Raw genomic sequence first — 18365 nt, 5'->3', positions numbered from 1 at the left:
TGCGCCTCCACCAGTTTGATGTAGGGCAGCTTGTTTCAGCAATACCATGATGTTGATCTCTCAATCTTACCATCGGTTCCCCTCTTTTTTCTTCAATATGAGACGGAAACGGTGACATACATCTGTCATATTTTATAAATTATATTACATTTATAACATGAAGGAGGTTATGTTTTATGTCAGCTATTGCCTATTTAAACTTTGATGGAATTGCAGAACAAGCGATTGAATTTTATTCGGAGGCTTTAAGCGCATTTGAAGTAAAAGTAGTGAAATTTGGGGATATCCCACAAGATCCAAACTACCCAATGCCGGAAAATGAGTTAAATATGATCATGGAGTCTTCCATTGAATTCGCAGGTGGGAAAATCATGATGTCTGACATCTTGCCTTCCATGAAGGCGGTAACAGGTGAGCTGGTGAAAGGGAATACGATTCTGATTAGTCTAGTCATTCACGATAAGCAAAAACTGGAAGAATACTTTAATCATTTGTCTGTTGGCGGCCACGTCATCATGCCATTATCCAGTTATCCTTGGTCTTCATGCTTTGGAATGCTAGTTGATAAATTTGGGGTCAACTGGAAGTTCAATAGCGACGCAGATCAGTTTCTTGATAACGTAATATCGAACAAACAGTAACTCGTGCTTAGAAATGGTCTTCCAACTGAAGGCCATTTTTTTAATATACCGATGGAGGCACGATTTATGAAAAAAAGCTATTCTACGCTAATCTTTCCGGATTTAGGTATATTAGGTGCATCATAACAACTGAAATGGGCATGATCGAAGTCCGCCTCCAGACGGAGGTTACCAATTCAATTTTGCCTTATACTTTTCAAAGCTGGCTCCCACATTTCTATTGCAACGATAATCCATTCAGTGGTAAATGAAGTCCCTTGAAAGACACTTCGTTTACCACTGAATTTATCCAGCGCTAAATCGTGTGAGCGAAGTGAACAGAATTCGAAAGGCGGAACATCCATGAAAATAATCAGTCCAAATACTCAAAATGGAGGTAAAGGAAGGTCGTTACCTAAGCTTTCTCTACCCAATGTCACTCCCCTTGACTCAAGTTGGAAGGGAGCCGTACTCGCTTTATCTTTCGTAACGTTATGCATTGTATTCGTGCAAGCGTATTATTATCTTGGATCACGGGGCATTACGGACTACTTCGTAGGTACCTTACTATCCCTGGTTGCAATCCTTATTGTTACGGGCATCATTGCCGGGCTGTTACATTGGGCGAAAAAAATACCTTCGCGTTATATATGGTTTATGACGGCTTCATTTTGTTTGCTGCTGATCAGCTTTTTAGGCCCCATGCCTCTAACGTTGCTTGTTCTTTTTTCCATCATCCTTACCTCTTCCCTACTTGGCACCTTGCTTTACCGCTTAATGAAGGGAGCATATCGCGATGCCGCAAGATGGGTCAGAGTAACGGCAGGCGGAGGCGCTACTGCGGTCTTCGTTTTGATCAGCGTGCTGGGATACTGGCTCACGAGCGATGGTCATGCTGAGCTTCAAGTTCCCTACCCACTGCAAACCGTCAAAATATCGGAGAAATACCAGACGACCATGGCCGATCCGGCGGAACCCGGAGCATTTCGCGTAAAATCCATAACCTATGCAAGCGATCCAACGTACCGTAAGGATCTTGACGTCGAAGGACGACTGACGACAGAATCCGTTGACGGTTCTGCCTTTGTGGGCAACTGGAGTTCCCGGCGGACAAGCACTTTTGGCTTTGGTCCGGAAGCCATGCCGTTAAACGGCACGGTCTGGTATCCTGATGGCGATGGCCCCTTCCCGCTAGTGTTAATTGTACACGGTAACCATCTAGCGACGGACTTTTCCGATCCGGGCTATGCCTATTTGGGCAATTTGCTAGCAAGTCGTGGATATATTTTGGCTTCGATTGATGAGAATTTTCTGAACATTTCACCGTACGACGATCTGTTTATTCTTGATGGATTGAAAGACGAAAATCGCGCTAGAGGTTGGTTGTTACTGGAGCATTTGAAGACGTGGGATGAGTGGAACTCCGTTGAAGGAAATCCGTTCTACGGCCAAGTCGACATGCAACATATCGCGCTGATGGGACATTCTCGAGGGGGCGAAGCCATTGCAATAGCTGCGGCTTATAATGAATTGACGACATATCCCGAGGACGCAAACATCAAGTTCGACTACCATTTCAACATTCGTTCGCTTATCTCAATTGCTGGTACCGACATGCAATACAAACCAAGCGGTCAACCGATTGAACTCCAGGACATAAACTATTTAGCCCTGCACGGCTCCAACGATATGGACGTCAACTCTTTTGTTGGAGCAAATCAATATTACCGTACTCAATTCTCAGATAACAGCGAATTCTTCAAATCTTATGTTTACATTTATGGTGCGAATCATGGACAGTTCAACACTGTATGGGGAAGACACGATGCTATAGGGGTGGGAAACATGCTGTTTAACAACGCCGAACTTCTCCCTGGTGAACAACAGTTTCGCGCGGCGGAAGTGCTGATCTCATCCTTTTTAGAGGCCACCCTCAAGCAGAATGACCAATACCGAATGGTGTTTAAAGATCTGGGATACGCCAGGGAATGGGTGCCTGAAACGATGTATGTTAGCAATTATTGGGATGGGAACACCACTATGATCAGCAGCTATGAAGAGGATTATGATCCCGGGACAACGACGTTGCCCGGTGGACGCTTGGAAGGAGAGTCACTTAAAGCCTGGATGGAAGACAAAGTGAAGATGGAACTTACGGATGACCAATACAGCGCAGTTTCCTTGGAATGGGATAACACGGCTGCACCATCCACTCCTGCCTACAAAGTCATTCTGCCCGATTCGGGTATCGAAATGTCTGAGAAAAGCACCATAGTATTTTCAATAGCAAACAATGATGCAGATCGTAAGACCGGTGAAACGGACGCGTTAGTCGATTTGACGGTATCTGTGGAAGATAAATACGGAAACGTCAGCCGCTTGCCGTTAAGCCACGTATCTCCTCTGCTTCCCATGTTTGAAGGAGTCCTCACAAAACGGCCGCTTGGATTCATTCAGACAATCAAGGAGCCGATCTTTCAAAACTTCACCTTTGATGTGTCTGACTTTATCAATGCGAACTCCAACTTGGTGCCGCAGGATATCAGAAAAATCAGCTTTGTTTTTGACCAAACCGCGAAAGGTAACGTTATGATTAAGGACATCGGCATTCGTAACAACAAACGCTAACAGCAAATGGCCTAATAAATAGATAAACGCGCATAACCCCAGATATCCCATCTTGACCCGCGTATTACGTCAGGTTCAAGATGGTTATTATTTTTAATCCCGACCTCAATAATGGCTCGAGCTAGCTATACCGATTGCCTTAGAATGATCTGATAATTTTAACGTTCCATATTAAATGCTTCACTATAGATTTTACGCAGCTTTGTTGCGTTATCGTGCCACTTAATTGGTTTATCATTGATGATCTGGTCCAATACATCCAGACACCTATGCCATCCTGCTGCGGTATTAACTGCCCATGAATCATCGCTAAAAGTATGGGTAAAGATCATTCGACACCCGCTACCCTCTTCCTGCAATGATATGTTTACCAGATCATCAACTTCACGGAAACCAAATATATAGGGCTTTTCTAACTCTGTAATGGTACCCTGATATGTCGTTCCTTCACCGTCATCGAAGGCAATCTTGCCACCAAGTCTGAGATCCACCTCCCCTGTTGCGAAAGGGTACCATTGGGAGAAGTAACTAGGCTTCGTAATGACAAGGAAAACAGCTTCTGGATTATGAGGGAAAAATCGTTCAAATCTTAAAGCATAACGACCGTTTGACTCATGTAGTGTACCGTATTCATTCATCATTTCATTCCCCTTCTTTTTATTCTTGAAGTATTGCTATCCACCACTAATTGTTCAAAAAACAATTACAATTTGTTTAGGGATTCGATCGTGTTTCGCCAAATGCTCAGATCGCCGGCATCACGTTGCCGCCGCTGACTGGGATATATGCTCCGGTGATGAAGCTGGCTAAGTCTGAAGCCAGAAAGACAACGGCATTCGCGATCTCCTGATCGGTGCCGCGTCGCTTGAGCGGCACACGCGCGATATAATCGTCGCTTTCAGCAATGCCGTTCGTGCGCTCGCGTTCGCTGATGGTCCAGCCCGGGGCTACCTGGTTGACCGTAATCTGATGTTCGCCGACTTCCTTCGCCAGCACCCGATAAACGCCGTCCATGCCCCTTTTGCCAGCTACATAAGCGGATTGAGACGGGAAGTTCTGCATGGAGCACTCAGTGTTAATACCGATGAAACGTCCGCCCTTCTTCTCGATCATGGCTGGTATGAAAGCCTTCGCCAGATAAACATTTTGCAGAACGCAGGACTCGAATTGACTCGTATAGTCCTCGGCCGGCTGCTCCAGCACAGAGGTCCACTTGTACTGTACAACCGCGTTCGCAACGACAATGTCTACCTGACCCAAGCTGGCCTCGACGTTTTGTTTCAGCGCCTCAATAGAATCCTGCTTTGTGACATCTGCCTGGACAGCAACGGCGCGTCTCCCGAGCGCCTCGATTGTGTTCTTCAGCTCCAGCGCTTTCGCTTCGTTGCTATGGTAATGCAAGGCAATATCCGCGCCGCATTCCGCAAGCGTGCGGGCGATGACACGCCCAAGCTCTCCCGTCGCCCCCGTTATCAAGGCTGTTTTTCCGGAAAGATCGATCTTCATAGTCGGTTCTCCTTTTCCCTAGCAATTATTGTCCAATATATTAACATACACAAGATAAGCGGTGTGAACGATGTCAAATTTTTATGCTAGTCTTTTCAAGCTGTGATTCTAATACATCATATAGAGCGAGTTTATAATTTATTTTGTCCAAATTAAAATAGAGTTCCCTTATACTATTTTCAATTTCTTTTTTATGAAGAAGCATCATCCTTTTTCGTTCCGAAATCGTCGAATCTCCCTCTTTATACAAGTTCACATACTTCTGAATTTGAGCAATCGGCATTCCTGTCGCCCGAAGTGCAGTAACAAAGTGTATCCAGCTTAAATCTTCTTCGTCATATAACCGTTTTCCATTTTCATTTCTCTTCACATGTGGAAGCAGTCCTTCCTTTTCGTAATATCGAAGAGTTGGAGCCGCGATTCCTGTCAATTCAGTTACTTCTCCTATTGTCCACATTAGTAAGGTTTCATCTCCTTTCCCTTAAAGTTTACTTTAAATGTTTTCTTGGCTTTTCAAAAAAATCACGCTAAATTTTTTGCCGTAAACAAAGGTTTGAAAGCGATGAAAGCACAGAATTTCTCTATTTAATTATATAATTATTAATTCGCCAAAAAAACCTTGACTTCAAGTGAACTTTATTTCTTATGATAACTGTGTAATAAATAATGATGCAAGAGAGGATGAAGTTACAATGAGAAATATCTCGATCGTCACTGGCGGCAGCCGCGGACTTGGTCGCAATACTGCCATCAGTATTGCACGTCATGGCGGTGATGTCATCCTGACCTATCGCAGCCAGGTAGAAGAAGCAAAGTCTGTTGTTGCTGAAATCGAAGCTCTGGGTCGTAAAGCAGTGGCGCTACAACTCGATGTTGGAAACATCGCCAGCTTTGCGGCCTTTGCCGAGACAGTCCGTTCGACCTTGCAATCGACTTGGGATCGCCCCACGTTCAATCATCTGGTGAACAATGCCGGTCACGGAGAAATGAGCGACTTCGCCGAGACAACAGAAGCTCAATTCGACAGCCTGTTCAATGTGCATGTCAAGGGTGTGTTTTTCTTAACTCAGGCCCTTCTGCCACTTCTCGCAGATGGTGGCCGTATTGTAAATTTCTCATCTGGTCTTACTCGCGTATCTTATCCTGGATTCTCCGCCTACTCTGCGGCGAAGGGAGCGGTCGAAATTCTGACCATCTATATGGCTAAAGAACTTGGTCACCGAGGTATTACCGCCAATACTATTGCGCCTGGGGCAATCGAAACCGATTTTCTAGGAGGCTCTGTACGCGACATACCTGCATACAACGACACGTTTGCCTCGATGACAGCACTTGGTCGAGTCGGTCTGCCCGAGGATATCGGTCCTGTAGTCGCCAACCTGCTTGAATCTGACAATCACTGGGTTAATGCACAAAGAATCGAAGTCTCAGGTGGGCAGAATATCTAATCGCAAATCGTCGCAGTGAGCAGCCCGCTAGGGAAATTTAGGTCACTAAGTATTGACGAGAAGTTTGCTACCCTAAACCCCCCTTGTTTTATAGGGGGGTTCTTGGTTGTCGACTTGAATTCATCCTACTTTCGCAGATAGTCTGCAGAGGGTACTCATCCTATTGGAGATTACTAAAGCTTTCACCATTTAACGCATTTTTTGTTCCGCTGTGTAATGCTCAACAGCATGCTTGAATGATCTTAATAAGAAGGCTCTCGCCCCTTCCGCTCAGGATCGCGGGGAATAAAAGCTTCGCAATATCGTTAGGATTGGTTACACCTTCGCTTGATGAGCATACATCCAATAAACGTATCGTATAGCGATAAAAAAATAAAAGCCGCTATAATAGCGACTTCTATCAGACCGTATCGTGTCCCCAGCCAACAGGGTGCAGCTCGTGAGGGTTCTAGGCCGAAGGGGACTGAATATCAAGTTTCATGGTCCATGATGTTCCGGAAATCCCCCAATAGACAAATCCCAGGTGTTGATATAACTTCACGGCGGAAGAATTATGGGGGTCGACGCTCAAGGAAAGCGATGGGTATCCATCGCGCTCTGCCTGTTTGATGATTTCATGCATTAAGATTCGTCCGATTCCGCTTCCTCGATATTCTGGGTGGACTGCGATGCCAAGCTCCGGTGTATCGTCATCGACGTACCCGTAACCCTTGTTTGTTGCGTCGAACAATCTGTACCATACCGCCCCCGCGAGATGACCATCCCGGAGAGCTACTAATGCCCGGTCTCCTTCTCTCCCCCAGCCTTCATGATATTTCTTAAGAGATGGTGTGTTAAGCAGCTCATGCTTCGCCGGCTTCCCCTCCAGGATGTGAATCGATTCGTAGTGCATATCCATAAAAAAATCAAACGCATGAGGTTCTAGCGGTTTAATCGTAATCATTCATATCACCTCAGCTCTGTGGGTTATCGTGCCTATTTTACCACAGGCTATTTGGGAAAAGTCGGTTTTAATTAAACGCTCCAGCGAGATGGTTGGTGGGTGCTGGAGCTGATGGCTCGAAATGGCACATGACTCTTTGTACTCGCTATTGAGCAATTCAGCTGGCAGTGAAGAAAGTCTTTGTCTGAGGCGTCCGGATTTGAATTCGTTGAATTGAATCCAAATGAAAATAGCCCCCCTGCTGGCCCAATGCCTGTGGGGGAGCTAACTCTCTTGTTCTGATGTTTTCTGTTAGTTAGAGCGAAGAATTAAAAGATTGTTGGTACCATGCCCCCATCCATGCGGATCGGGGATCCTTTAAAGGCGGAAGCCATCGGGCTGCAAAGGAAAGCCGTCAATCGGCCAATCTCCTCAGGTCTGATAAACCGCCCGATTTCGGATTGGGGAACGTTCCTCGTCATAAAGTCTTTCTCTTTAGCCTCGAAGCTCATCTCTTCGTTCGAATATATGCTCTCAATGATCTGCAGCACGTTCTCGGAGAGGGTCGGTCCCGGCAGGATCGTGTTCACTGTAACTTCAGCGCCGCGGGTCAACTTGGACAAGCTCTTGGATAATGACAACAGCATCGATTTGGTGACACCGTATTGAGGCATCTGTCCGGAAGGCATAACGGCTTCCTCACTTGCCATGAAGATAATACGGCCGTATTCGCGACTCAGCATGGAAGGCAAATAAAACTTGCTTAAGTGATTAGCGGCAAGAAAGTTCGTCCGGAAATACTTCTCCCATACGGCATCGTCTACGTCGTCATAGGACATGATCTCATAGATGCCCATGCTGTTGACGAGGATATCGACGTGGGGGAAATTCGCGAATAGAGCTTCTCTTTGCAACGAGTCGACGAGATCGGCGGTTGCATTTCGAGGTTCCGTTTCCGGGAACGCCGCTTGGATCTCAGTTACCGTGCGCTCAACGTCATCGTTGTTCCGACCATTGATGAGTACATGAACGCCTTCCCTGGCAAGTTCAAGAGCAATCGCTTTGCCTATGCCTCTCGTTGATCCCGTTACTAAAGCTGTCTTGTTCTTCAATCCCATATCCATCTTCCTGCACTCCTTATATCTTGGATAGGGATTATGATACATCGTTGTGCCTACTCGGTAACTAGCGCCGAGCGCCAATTCTCTTGCGCGGCGCGCCAATTCGCTGGAGTCTTTCCTGTCCATGAGCGAAACGCGCGATAAAATGAATTTTGATCCTCGTAGCCGACGAGAAATGCGACCTCCTTGATCTCCAGCGCAGGGTCGGCCAAGTAAGCGATGGCCATCTCCCGCCTCGTTGTCGCCAGCAACTGCTTAAAGCTTACGCCTTCTTCTGTCAGCCTGCGCTGCAAGGTACGATCGCTCATTCCGAGCTCCAAAGCTATGGTTTGAATGTCGAATCTTCCTCGAGTTAGGCATCGAGACAAGATCCACTTCACCTTATCGCTTATGGTGAGCTGACTCTGTCGTTCATCTAACGTACGCTCCAGGGCGGGAGTCAGAATCTTAAGAAGTTCTTCGTTGTACGATGTGAACGGACGGTTCAGATCTTCGCAATTCAGCGTTAGCCGGTTGCGATCTGACTCCGTCTGTACGCGACAGCCAAAATATTCTTCTAGGGCTTGAACGTCGCCCATAGGGTGCATGAACTCGACGGATCGAGCCTTGAGGTGATGGCCGGTGCCCCGGCGCCCGAGCTCAAGCAGATAGGCGAGCGTAATACCGACAAGCACCGGTGGTCCGGGTAGCTCGGCATGCTGCCACTCCAATTCAATCGAGCATTGATCGCCTTGTTCCAGAATCCTCAAGTTTTCCGGAGGGCACATTCGCTTATAACGCGCCATTCGGTTCAACGCGTCCCGGTAGTCGCGAGCGTGAAAGGTCGCCAAAGCATCCGGCGGATACTGAGCTGTCTCGTATGTGCTTGCAAGCTCGACGATTCCTGCAGCGATATCCCCGACTAGTTCGGCATAGGCTTGCCAGATCGAATAATATTGTGCTGTCGTGACTAACGGTTCGGTGATGACGGTTAACGGTAAACGTGCTTGGCGCGCTACATCCAGGGGTTCCACCCCGATCTTCCTCAGGCTAGTCCAGAAACCTGGCGCGATCTTGATATGGTCTGCGGAAGGATTATTCATGGCTGCCGACCTCCAAGGACAAAGTCAAATAACCATGATCCACGAAGCTCGTGGATCATGGATTCTACTGATTATAGCCTATTCGTACGGGACGAGGCTACCCCGTTCATTCATTGGTGGTGAGCTCGCAGCATGGGGATCTGCTGTTTCAACTGTGCCATAACGTAGTGCTTTATTTGCTCGGAGCAACCCCTTTTATCAGTAATTCCGTCCATTGAGCGGTATAAGGGAGAATTTTCGAGTAGATATGCGGGCTGGAGATCCCTTCAACCAGGGCCTGGAAATAAATCAGAAGAAACTCATCCGAGTATTTCAGATCAACCTTACCTTCTTTACGACCGCGGTGAAACAAATCCAACATGAGACTGTAGCTTTCCTTGACGTGGTCCTGCATCATCAGAGATAATCCGTCATCGTCCTTCTCCGTAAAAAAACTCATTAAATCCAAATAAAACTGCTTGTTGATCTTCTCCAGAAAATGAATTTTTATTTGACTCATGGCTATGATCGTTTCTTCGAACGGTTTATTTTCGGCCATAATTTTTCGGGCCTCATCCCTCATTTGAGTTATAAAATACTTAAACACCTCATGGATCAGATTTTCTTTGCTCCCAAAATACTTAAAGATTGTCGTTTTACCAACATTAGCATGTCTGGCAATGTCATCCATCGTTACTTTTTCGATGCCGACTTCAGTATTTATCAAGTTAAAAGTTGCCTCCAGAACTTGATTTTTCTTCGCTTGTGTCCTCTTTTCAAAACCATTCATTCCTTATTCCTGCTTTCTGACGATTATGAATAAAAAATTAAAGAAGGCTTTTAGTTCGTATTTCTCCTTCTTATTTATTATATAGCAAGTTTATGAATTATAAAATAAATATGAGTTCTAAACTTATGTTTTTTTACATTGACTATGCGGGAATTCGGGTGTATAACTGAAACTGTAAATGAACTTTGGTTTAAAACAAGGCGAATATTATATAATTAAGAACGTTTATAGGGTATAAAGTTCACTAATTTCGAGGTTAAAGCTTTGTTTTCAAACTGGAAAGCACGTTACTAAAACTGGTTAAGAAGGAGTTTTAGTGCTATGACAAACATTGTAGAAGTACAAGGCCTGCAAAAAAGCTTCGGGAAATTCAAAGCGCTGCATGACGTGTCATTCACGGTAAATGCCGGCGAAGTTGTCGGCTTTATCGGGCCGAACGGCGCGGGGAAATCCACAACGATTCGTACGCTCCTCGGGATCATCCATCGGGATGCGGGAGATGCCAAAATCTTTGGCAAGGATGTGTGGAAGGACAGCCTTGAGATTCATAAACGAATTTCTTATGTTCCTGGGGACGTGGCGCTTTGGGGCAGCTTAACAGGCGGTGAAATCATCGATTTATTTATGAAATTACATGGCGGCGGAGACTCCAATAAACGCGACTATTTGATTAAACGGTTCGAACTGGATCCTAAGAAGAAAGCCAAGGGCTATTCCAAAGGAAATCGGCAGAAGGTTGGCCTGATCGCGGCTTTATCCGTTGACTCTGATCTGTATATTTTCGATGAACCAACTTCCGGACTTGATCCGTTGATGGAAGCCGTTTTCCAGGACGAGGTCGAAAAAATCAAGCTTGCAGGAAAAGCCATCTTACTATCCTCCCATATTTTGAGCGAAGTGGAAAGACTGGCCGATAAAGTGGTGATCATTCGCCAAGGCAAAGTGGTTGAAACCGGAACATTGGATGAGCTGCGTCACTTAACTCGTTCTAAAGTAACGATGGTCACGGAAGGCAATGTGGCTCTCATGGCATCCGTGAACGGTGTTCATGATTTTAAGCAATCCGGCAATCAAGCGACATTCTCTGCGGATAACGAATGTATCAACGATATTTTGGCCGAAGCAGCAAAATTGGGCGTCAGGAAGTTCGAGTCCGTGCCGCCTACGCTGGAAGACTTATTCATGCGTCACTATGAAGTCTAAGAGCGGAAACGGAGGAGACGAAGATGCAAGAAAAATTCGCCCGTGCGCATATACTACTCGCCCAATATCTGAAACGTGATTGGAAAAAAATCATCATCTGGGTTTTAGGTTTAGGCTTGTTTTCTGCCGGATTTGTTCCGGCTTTTGAAGAAATCGGCAAAGGGCAAGGGTTGCAGGGAATGTATGAAACCATGCAAAATCCTGCCATGATTTCCATGGTTGGTCCGACACCGGTCGAGACCGGAGCAGCGTATACATTAGGCGCGATGTACGCGCATGAAATGTTGTTATTCTGCGGTTTGTTTGCAATGATCATCGCTGCGTTGCATGTGGTAAGCCATACCCGCAAAGAAGAAGATCTCGGGCTGACTGAACTTGTACGCTCTTTTCAAGTAGGTCGTCAAGCCAATTCGCTTGCGGTGATTGCCGAAGTCGTCATGATTAATATTCTATTAGCGCTCGTTATTGGTGGAGTCATGACCAGCTATGGCGTAGATACGATTTCGGCCGAAGGCTCCTTTTTATTTGGCGCATCCATCGGGATGGCCGGGATTTTGGGAGCCGTGATCGCTTTGGTTATGGCACAATTGATGCCGACTTCAACCGGGGCAACCGGTTCAGCGCTCGGAATTGTAGGCCTGCTATATATTTTCCGTGCAGGAACGGATGTGTCGAACGTTGATTTTTCCATGCTCAACCCTATGGGGTGGACTTATCTGACCTATCCATTTACGGATAACAACTGGGTCCCCCTAATGATGGCCGTAGGCTTCAGCCTCATAGCCGTGATCATCGCTTTTATGCTTGAAGGAGGGCGAGATATGGGGGCCGGTTATTTGCCAGAACGTGAAGGGCGAGAATCGGCAAAAAAATCATTGCTGTCCGTACCCGGCCTGTTTACCAGGCTGAACAAAAGCGTAATGATTGGCTGGCTGATTGCCTTCGTCATCATGGGAGCAGCCTATGGATCGATTTATGGTGATATGCAGACTTTTCTCGAAAGCAATGAACTCATGAGCCAAATGTTCACGATATCCGGCGCTTCCATCGAAGAATCCTTCACCGGGACTATTATGATGGTCATGATTGGATTGGTTTCCATTTTGCCGATTGCGATCGTAAACAAACTGTTCTCAGAAGAAACGCGGCGGCATTTAAGTCAGCTTTATGCTACCAAGGTGACGCGAGCTCAGCTCTATTGGACGAGTGTCATTATGGCCATCGTTGCTGGAATCATGGGCATTTTGCTGGCGTCTAGCGCTCTTGGCGGAACGGCCATTTCTGCTATGGGTGACCGCTCGTCCATGAATATGTGGGATTTTCTCGTGGCTGGTTATAACTTTCTGCCATCCGTATTATTCTTTACGGGACTTGCCGCTTTGGCTTTAGGCTGGGCCCCAAGATTAGGGAAAGCCGTTTATGCATATCTTGGCTATTCTTTTGCATTAAACTACTTTGGCGGTATTTTGGATTTACCGGAATGGTTTGCGAAGACAGCCATTCAGAGCTGGATACCGCGGATGCCGGTAGATCCGTTTGATACGATAACCTTTATCACAATCTCGGTGATCAGTGTTGCCTTGATGGTTATGGGCCATATGGGATATGGCAAACGGGATATGGTGGAAGGAGCATAGAAGGAAGAATAAACCTCAACAAGAAAGATAAAACCTCGAGTAGAAAATACCAAAAACCAGATTCCTACAACTAGGAATCTGGTTTTATCTTCACGAAAACATAAATCAATCATGCTTCTTACGACAGATATGTATCATTTCTGAACGACCGAGAAGGAATTCGTTCTTTAAGCAGAATTACGTATAATCAGCGAGGCCTTGTAGGTTTTCACTATAGGAGCGGACTGCATTCCCTTCAATCTCCGGATGAGACATTCTGTCAGATCCTTCACCATATCGGAAATGCAATGGGTTAATGTGGTCAGTTCCGGATTCGTCATCAATCCTACAGGATGGTTATCACATCCGATGACGGACAGATCTTGCGGTACGGATATCCCCTTTTGCTTTGCTGCTTTCAGTAAACCAGTAGCTACAAAGTCACTGCCTGTGATTATGCCATCCGGCAAATGATCAGTAATCAACAATTGTTCTCCCAAGGCATAACCATCCTCCATCGTCACCAGACCCGTATAACATTGCGATTTCGTACAAGCAAGTCCGAATTGTTTATGGGCTAGTTCAAACCCTCTCCATCTTCGCTCCTGCAATGGTGTCAGGTGATCCATACAGAAACATAAATGGCGGCGCCCCTTGGATAGCAAATAGGCTGTCGCCTGAAAGATGGCATCTTCCTCATCCAATCGAAAGACATCGAGAAACTCTCCGTCCATCGCTTCGTTGCATATGATTCCAATGGAAGAACCTATATATTCTTTAATTTCTCTCTCCGAGAAATGGGAATGGGCAATTACGACGGCATCCATTTCCCGACGTAACAATCGGGTATACACATCACGTTCATATGCGGGGGATAATTCGGTCTGATAGATGACCAGCTGATACCCCTCTGAGCCTAAAGATCGACTTAATGCACTAACAAGCTGACTGAAAAAGGGATGCTCCACATCCGGGATAAGCACACCGATATGATTGCTTGCCTGTAGTCGCAGCTGAACACCCTGCGTATTGCGGACATATCCCAGCTGCTTAATCGCGTTCTGTACTTTTTGTCTGCTCTCATCCGATACATGTGGATGGTTGTTTAATACACGTGATACCGTTGACTTGGAGAGACCGCTTATCCGTGAAATATCCATTATGGTGGGCAATATGATCACCTCATCTAAAGTATTGACCTGGGAACGTTCCCTGCAACTATGATATCGTTAACAAACTGTAGGAGGAATGACCCACATGAAAGTCATCTATACCCCCACTGTAACCGAATACCTGATATTTTTTGATTTTGACGAAACCTATTACCCGCATGAATGTTTGCCTGAACAACTTAACATGGTTAACGAATTGGAACAATACCTCCAGCTGCTTGCCAGAAATCATCAAGTCAAGATAGCCTGGGTCACCGGAAGCAGTGTTCAGCAAATCCAAGCGAAAATGAAAATAGCCGGGATGACGCAGCTCCCCCATTTTATCGCGAGTAATCTGGGCACAGAGATGTGGGAGATTAAGTCTGACGGACATTGGGTCACTGTTCCATCCTGGACAGAGATTATTAAAGCATCCGGATTCTCTCGAAGAGATGTAGAAGATTTAATTAGCGAATTAAAATCAACATACAACATCGTCCTTCACGAACAGACTCAATTTGGTCAATCCGGATATAAAATGAACTACTATTATTATCCGGTATCCGCAGCCAGAACCCCATACGATCTAAACGTCATCAGACACCTGGCCGCAAATCACGGGATCGGCATTAATATCAATATTTGCAATCCCAAGGCGGGTGATCCGGAGCACGCATATGATGTTGATTTTATCCCCACAGGAACTGGCAAGAAAGCGGCTGTGCAATTTCTGATGGATTATTGCCAGGTGCTTCCTTCCAAAACATGGGCCTTTGGTGACAGTGGAAATGACATCGAGATGCTTCGGATGGTTGCCCATGGGTATCTTCTTCAAAACGCAACGGCAGAGGCCAAGTCATACCACAACAACGTCGCCCCTTATCCTTATGCCGAGGGAATATTGCATGTATGCAGAAATTTCTTTGGCGAGTAGCTCAAATGGTTGCGTTGATCAGCTAGTATCCAATACAGATATTGCTATTATTGGCGACAAAAAACAAAGCGGCTGAATGCTATTGATCCAGCTGCTTTGTTTTCTTCAGGTTATTTTTACTAAGATTAAAGAATGGGGACAGGGCTAAATTATTGATGTTGTGTCATCGAACAAGGGGTGCTTATTGCCAAATGACTTTATCTCCGAGCTAGTATCATTGGTTTGTTCGCCCAGCATGGGTTACAAAAAAATATATACACGATCATATAAAAAAACATTTCCCATTGGACAATAAGTTCATTCTTGATTTTGGATCAGGTTTGTCTGTAATTCTGCGTTACGTTAGGCTCTAGGGTTATCTATGCATCTTCTTTGAACTTGCGTTTAGGCCTTGTGAGTTCATAACTATGCCTTACCATGTCATGAAGATCCTCTTCCGGAAGCTCGCCATCCAGGATCACGGTATTCCAGTGCTCTTTATTCATGTGATATCCTGGCTGGACTTCCTTAAAAGCCTGCCGAAGAAAATCGGATCGTTCAGGATCACATTTCAGGTTGACGCAAAGATGGCCATCTCGGTTAAATATCAAGGCAAAAATCTTTTGGTTCCCTTTATGGCGTATGGCCGTCCAGCCTTCTCCGAAAGGTTGATCTTCATACGAGCCTGGATAAGACAAGCCGTGTTCGATGAATTCTTCGATTGTCATGCCGATCTACTCCTTCCTCCCGTTCTTATCGACCAAGTCCGTATTCCGCGTCCAAAGAACGCTAGCTAGGCTAGAGCCTCGCAAATGTAATGTAATCGATCTGAACAGGCTCTGCTGATTCGAGCCGAAGTGCCCGGTTGATCTGTCCCCGGTGATATTGCCCGTGTAGGAGGACCTGCAACAGGATGTCACGAACTGATGTTTGGAATGGAACCCCACTCTGGTTCGTATAGTCGACCATCTCGTCCAACTCGGATTCCTTGAGCCCTTCCATATAGACACGATATTGCTTGGCATTATCCTCAAACATCGTCCGGATCTCCGTCAGGTTCGCGGCTTCCTCCCACAACACATATTGCATGCTGCCCTTGCCCTGCAATCGGGACAGCCAGACTTGTTCTGCCACCGCGACGTGCCGAACCAGCTTAAGAAGGTCCTTGTCCTTCGTTCCACTTTCCTCAAGCGCCTCCAATATCCGTCCGTCGGCCCAGTACATGTGCTCCATCATGCATTGGATTGTCTTCACTTCGGTCTCCTCCTGTTCACAATTATGATCATAATCATTCAACTGGATAACCATTATTCTGTGAATTCCTTGTTAGTGTAACTTAACGGGGAGAAACGGGAGAACTTCCTAATCAAACAACAGCCGAACTTGTTGTGGCCGGCTGCCGCGGATATGGTTTACCATTTCTTTTTCTTCTTCTTCCCATATATAGCTTGCTTCAGCATGTCGGTTCCGTCTTTTCTGATAAAAGGAATGGTTGCAATGCCTAACACGACGATATAGATAAGTGCAGCCGTAAAACAAGCTGAAGTGATTTTGGTGACGTGGAATAAGCTCGGCGTATCCGTATAATCGCAAATGATTTTCAATAGGAAGATGTTCAAGATTACAGAGAGCAAAGAAACGAATCGGGAAATGAACAATTTCCCTTCATTTTCAAGTTTCTGAGCACGAAGTATCAGCGACCAGAATAAGGATGTCCACATATAATATAGAATAACAATCACAGACCATATAAGTAAGAAAAAACCATAGATTACCATCAGCATAACCACTACGTCCCTCTGTTCCCTCTACGGTGTTTCCTCATTACTTGTTTGCTTCTGTACGTTCATTCATCTTTAATGGTTAGGTATCCAATGGAGCTTATGTATTGTTGCAGGTATATTGCCTGCTCTATCTTCACCTATTTCCTATTCACGTCATTTTACCGCAGTTCCGTTGTTATGATCAATATTCAAAGCCCGGCATTTTCGTTTTTCTCTTTCCCGCGTAGCAGGATAGTTCCATAATTTCGCGAAATACTCTATTGTGAAGAATGTTTTAGGAGTTCGTAGATCGATGTTGGGACATGACCACCAAGCTACTGATCCTTTAATAGAAGAGGTGAACTTCAATGGCACAAGTAAAGATTTATGGAATCTATGAGTCCTTAAAACCATGTCAGAAACAATTTTCTGAGATCCTGCATTCTTGTCTTATGGACGCATTGCAATTACCTGAAGAAAAAAGGTTTCAACGTTTCATTTTTATGAATAAAGATGATATTTACTTCCCTAACGATCGATCAGAAAGGTATACCATCATTGAAATAAGTATGTTCGAAGGCAGATCGGCTGAAGTGAAAAAGAAGTTAATCCGTTTGATTTTTAAGAGAGTCCAGGTGCTCGGGTTTGATGTTAATGATATTGAGGTCACTATTTTCGAGACACCTAGAAGTCATTGGGGAATAAGAGGTTTGCCGGGCGATGAGTTATCACTAAATTATAAAGTTGATGTTGAAAACCAAGCGGATTAGAAGAACTGATACAGCCCCTCTTGGAAGAACAAATACTCTTCCTCGGTGATCGTCAACCGGTCATATGCCTCCAAGAATATGTCTTTATCTCCTGTTTGATCAAATACACCCTGCTTGGGTCTAATAGCTAATGCGATATCAAATCGTGGATCGCCAAAGGCCGCTCTTGGCCAATCGATGATGCCAACAACTTTATTGTGCTTTATCAACACATTATTCGTGTGATAATCTCCATGAATGAACGTGTTTTCTATCGGTTGCAGGGGTGTATCCCTTAACCGCACTAGAAGCTCTTCCGTTCCAGCCACTTCATAATTCTTCAAGTTATGGCCTGCTTGTGTAAACATGGAGTCTAACCAAGAGATATCGCTCTGGCGGTGCAGATTAGCGGGGCACTTCGTATCGTGGATTTGTTTTAAACTAAGTCCATACTCAGCAATCACGCGCTCTCTATCTTTAGGATCAGGCTTCCCAGCTAAAAAATGCCTTAAACTAATGCCTTCGATATAATCCATGAGCAACCATCTTGACTTGCCTTGTTCATGAAAAGCATGCACCTTAGGTACGGGGATGCCGGCAGACGAGATACTTTGTAATGCGTTGTACTCCTCTAGCAACCATTCATTATACAGTTCATGCTCCGTTTTTTTAATAATGAATTGATGCTCACGGGTTTCAATTTTTATAACGAGCGATGTATGTCCTTGCTGGGGCAAGGATATCTTATGAATCGATCCGATTTGATCTAGCAAATAGATAGGAATATCCGTTACGTTCATTGTTCTCTCCTCTGCTTGTCGCCCTTTCAGCTATCTATCGGACACCGGCTAATATAATTTCTTGCGAGTCTTTC

At 45.4% G+C, this 18365-nt stretch carries 18 protein-coding genes; 7 read left to right on the top strand and 11 right to left on the bottom strand.

The window, feature by feature from the left end:
- The first annotated feature begins 176 nt into the window (after positions 1–176).
- Together MKX64_RS22785 and MKX64_RS22780 are read left to right on the top strand one after the other, a co-directional pair.
- Positions 177–641, top strand: a complete 465-nt coding sequence (locus MKX64_RS22785) for a VOC family protein (protein WP_341037533.1) — start codon at positions 177–179, stop codon at positions 639–641.
- 342 nt (positions 642–983) lie between these two features.
- Entirely contained in the window at positions 984–3248 is a 2265-nt protein-coding gene (locus MKX64_RS22780; protein WP_341037531.1) for an alpha/beta hydrolase family protein, read from the top strand.
- Between the two features lie 158 nt (positions 3249–3406).
- Here the strand turns inward: MKX64_RS22780 and MKX64_RS22775 are convergent, their stop codons facing one another.
- The 3 genes from MKX64_RS22775 to MKX64_RS22765 form a co-directional block, all read right to left on the bottom strand.
- Positions 3407–3889: an SRPBCC family protein gene (locus tag MKX64_RS22775; protein WP_341037529.1), complete on the bottom strand. Its 483-nt coding sequence runs from the start codon at positions 3887–3889 to the stop codon at positions 3407–3409.
- A 103-nt stretch (positions 3890–3992) separates the two neighbouring features.
- Entirely contained in the window at positions 3993–4754 is a 762-nt protein-coding gene (locus MKX64_RS22770) for an SDR family NAD(P)-dependent oxidoreductase (RefSeq protein WP_095397117.1), read from the bottom strand.
- Positions 4755–4827: 73 nt separating this feature from the next.
- Positions 4828–5211, bottom strand: coding sequence for a MerR family transcriptional regulator (locus MKX64_RS22765; RefSeq protein WP_095266450.1), 384 nt, complete (start codon positions 5209–5211; stop codon positions 4828–4830).
- A gap of 235 nt (positions 5212–5446) precedes the next feature.
- Here MKX64_RS22765 and MKX64_RS22760 point away from each other — a divergent pair, with 235 nt between their 5' ends.
- Complete coding sequence (locus tag MKX64_RS22760) at positions 5447–6202, top strand: SDR family NAD(P)-dependent oxidoreductase (RefSeq protein WP_095266449.1); 756 nt, start codon at positions 5447–5449, stop codon at positions 6200–6202.
- 448 nt (positions 6203–6650) lie between these two features.
- Here MKX64_RS22760 and MKX64_RS22755 read toward each other — a convergent pair whose 3' ends face one another.
- The 4 genes from MKX64_RS22755 to MKX64_RS22740 all read right to left on the bottom strand — a co-directional run bounded on the left by MKX64_RS22755 (position 6651) and on the right by MKX64_RS22740 (position 10096).
- Positions 6651–7145 (bottom strand): GNAT family N-acetyltransferase, encoded by a 495-nt coding sequence (locus MKX64_RS22755; protein ID WP_341037526.1) that lies wholly within the window; start codon positions 7143–7145, stop codon positions 6651–6653.
- Positions 7146–7453: 308 nt separating this feature from the next.
- Positions 7454–8248 (bottom strand): SDR family NAD(P)-dependent oxidoreductase, encoded by a 795-nt coding sequence (locus MKX64_RS22750; RefSeq protein ID WP_341037525.1) that lies wholly within the window; start codon positions 8246–8248, stop codon positions 7454–7456.
- Positions 8249–8298: 50 nt separating this feature from the next.
- Positions 8299–9327, bottom strand: coding sequence for a helix-turn-helix domain-containing protein (locus tag MKX64_RS22745; RefSeq protein ID WP_341037523.1), 1029 nt, complete (start codon positions 9325–9327; stop codon positions 8299–8301).
- Positions 9328–9499: 172 nt separating this feature from the next.
- Positions 9500–10096, bottom strand: coding sequence for a TetR/AcrR family transcriptional regulator (locus MKX64_RS22740; protein WP_095266446.1), 597 nt, complete (start codon positions 10094–10096; stop codon positions 9500–9502).
- Between the two features lie 321 nt (positions 10097–10417).
- On the opposite strand from MKX64_RS22740, the gene MKX64_RS22735 reads away from it, so the two are divergent.
- Both MKX64_RS22735 and MKX64_RS22730 read left to right on the top strand, forming a co-directional pair.
- Entirely contained in the window at positions 10418–11299 is an 882-nt protein-coding gene (locus tag MKX64_RS22735; protein WP_341037520.1) for an ABC transporter ATP-binding protein, read from the top strand.
- Between the two features lie 23 nt (positions 11300–11322).
- Entirely contained in the window at positions 11323–12936 is a 1614-nt protein-coding gene (locus tag MKX64_RS22730) for an ABC transporter permease (RefSeq protein WP_341037518.1), read from the top strand.
- A gap of 167 nt (positions 12937–13103) precedes the next feature.
- On the opposite strand, the gene MKX64_RS22725 is transcribed toward MKX64_RS22730, so the two are convergent.
- A complete protein-coding gene (locus tag MKX64_RS22725; RefSeq protein ID WP_244908233.1) occupies positions 13104–14075 on the bottom strand; it encodes a LacI family DNA-binding transcriptional regulator in 972 nt (323 codons plus the stop codon).
- 97 nt (positions 14076–14172) lie between these two features.
- Between MKX64_RS22725 and MKX64_RS22720 the strand changes: the two genes are divergently transcribed.
- On the top strand, positions 14173–15000 hold the full coding sequence (locus MKX64_RS22720; RefSeq protein ID WP_095266441.1) for an HAD-IIB family hydrolase: 828 nt from the start codon (positions 14173–14175) through the stop codon (positions 14998–15000).
- Positions 15001–15359: 359 nt separating this feature from the next.
- On the opposite strand, the gene MKX64_RS22715 is transcribed toward MKX64_RS22720, so the two are convergent.
- A complete protein-coding gene (locus MKX64_RS22715; protein ID WP_095266440.1) occupies positions 15360–15707 on the bottom strand; it encodes an MmcQ/YjbR family DNA-binding protein in 348 nt (115 codons plus the stop codon).
- A gap of 70 nt (positions 15708–15777) precedes the next feature.
- Positions 15778–16233 carry a DinB family protein gene (locus MKX64_RS22710; protein ID WP_095266445.1) on the bottom strand — a complete coding sequence of 152 codons (456 nt, stop codon included), beginning with the start codon at positions 16231–16233 and terminating at the stop codon, positions 15778–15780.
- A gap of 877 nt (positions 16234–17110) precedes the next feature.
- Between MKX64_RS22710 and MKX64_RS22705 the strand changes: the two genes are divergently transcribed.
- Positions 17111–17512: a tautomerase family protein gene (locus tag MKX64_RS22705; RefSeq protein ID WP_095266438.1), complete on the top strand. Its 402-nt coding sequence runs from the start codon at positions 17111–17113 to the stop codon at positions 17510–17512.
- Here MKX64_RS22705 and MKX64_RS22700 read toward each other — a convergent pair.
- Positions 17509–18291: a phosphotransferase family protein gene (locus MKX64_RS22700; RefSeq protein ID WP_095397125.1), complete on the bottom strand. Its 783-nt coding sequence runs from the start codon at positions 18289–18291 to the stop codon at positions 17509–17511. The two genes, MKX64_RS22705 and MKX64_RS22700, sit on opposite strands and share 4 nt — an antisense overlap.
- Positions 18292–18365: the final 74 nt, after the last annotated feature.

This window comes from Paenibacillus sp. FSL M8-0334, assembly GCF_038000405.1.
Taxonomy (GTDB): domain Bacteria; phylum Bacillota; class Bacilli; order Paenibacillales; family Paenibacillaceae; genus Paenibacillus_AQ; species Paenibacillus_AQ campinasensis.
This window is presented reverse-complemented; position numbering and strand designations above follow the sequence as displayed.

Coding starts and splice junctions, on each gene's coding strand:
- MKX64_RS22785 (WP_341037533.1), top strand. CDS start 177: ATGTCAGCTATTGCCTATTTAAACTTTGATGGAATTGCAGAACAAGCG.
- MKX64_RS22780 (WP_341037531.1), top strand. CDS start 984: ATGAAAATAATCAGTCCAAATACTCAAAATGGAGGTAAAGGAAGGTCG.
- MKX64_RS22775 (WP_341037529.1), bottom strand. CDS start 3,889: ATGATGAATGAATACGGTACACTACATGAGTCAAACGGTCGTTATGCT.
- MKX64_RS22770 (WP_095397117.1), bottom strand. CDS start 4,754: ATGAAGATCGATCTTTCCGGAAAAACAGCCTTGATAACGGGGGCGACG.
- MKX64_RS22765 (WP_095266450.1), bottom strand. CDS start 5,211: ATGTGGACAATAGGAGAAGTAACTGAATTGACAGGAATCGCGGCTCCA.
- MKX64_RS22760 (WP_095266449.1), top strand. CDS start 5,447: ATGAGAAATATCTCGATCGTCACTGGCGGCAGCCGCGGACTTGGTCGC.
- MKX64_RS22755 (WP_341037526.1), bottom strand. CDS start 7,145: ATGATTACGATTAAACCGCTAGAACCTCATGCGTTTGATTTTTTTATG.
- MKX64_RS22750 (WP_341037525.1), bottom strand. CDS start 8,248: ATGGATATGGGATTGAAGAACAAGACAGCTTTAGTAACGGGATCAACG.
- MKX64_RS22745 (WP_341037523.1), bottom strand. CDS start 9,327: ATGAATAATCCTTCCGCAGACCATATCAAGATCGCGCCAGGTTTCTGG.
- MKX64_RS22740 (WP_095266446.1), bottom strand. CDS start 10,096: ATGAATGGTTTTGAAAAGAGGACACAAGCGAAGAAAAATCAAGTTCTG.
- MKX64_RS22735 (WP_341037520.1), top strand. CDS start 10,418: ATGACAAACATTGTAGAAGTACAAGGCCTGCAAAAAAGCTTCGGGAAA.
- MKX64_RS22730 (WP_341037518.1), top strand. CDS start 11,323: ATGCAAGAAAAATTCGCCCGTGCGCATATACTACTCGCCCAATATCTG.
- MKX64_RS22725 (WP_244908233.1), bottom strand. CDS start 14,075: ATGGATATTTCACGGATAAGCGGTCTCTCCAAGTCAACGGTATCACGT.
- MKX64_RS22720 (WP_095266441.1), top strand. CDS start 14,173: ATGAAAGTCATCTATACCCCCACTGTAACCGAATACCTGATATTTTTT.
- MKX64_RS22715 (WP_095266440.1), bottom strand. CDS start 15,707: ATGACAATCGAAGAATTCATCGAACACGGCTTGTCTTATCCAGGCTCG.
- MKX64_RS22705 (WP_095266438.1), top strand. CDS start 17,111: ATGGCACAAGTAAAGATTTATGGAATCTATGAGTCCTTAAAACCATGT.
- MKX64_RS22700 (WP_095397125.1), bottom strand. CDS start 18,291: ATGAACGTAACGGATATTCCTATCTATTTGCTAGATCAAATCGGATCG.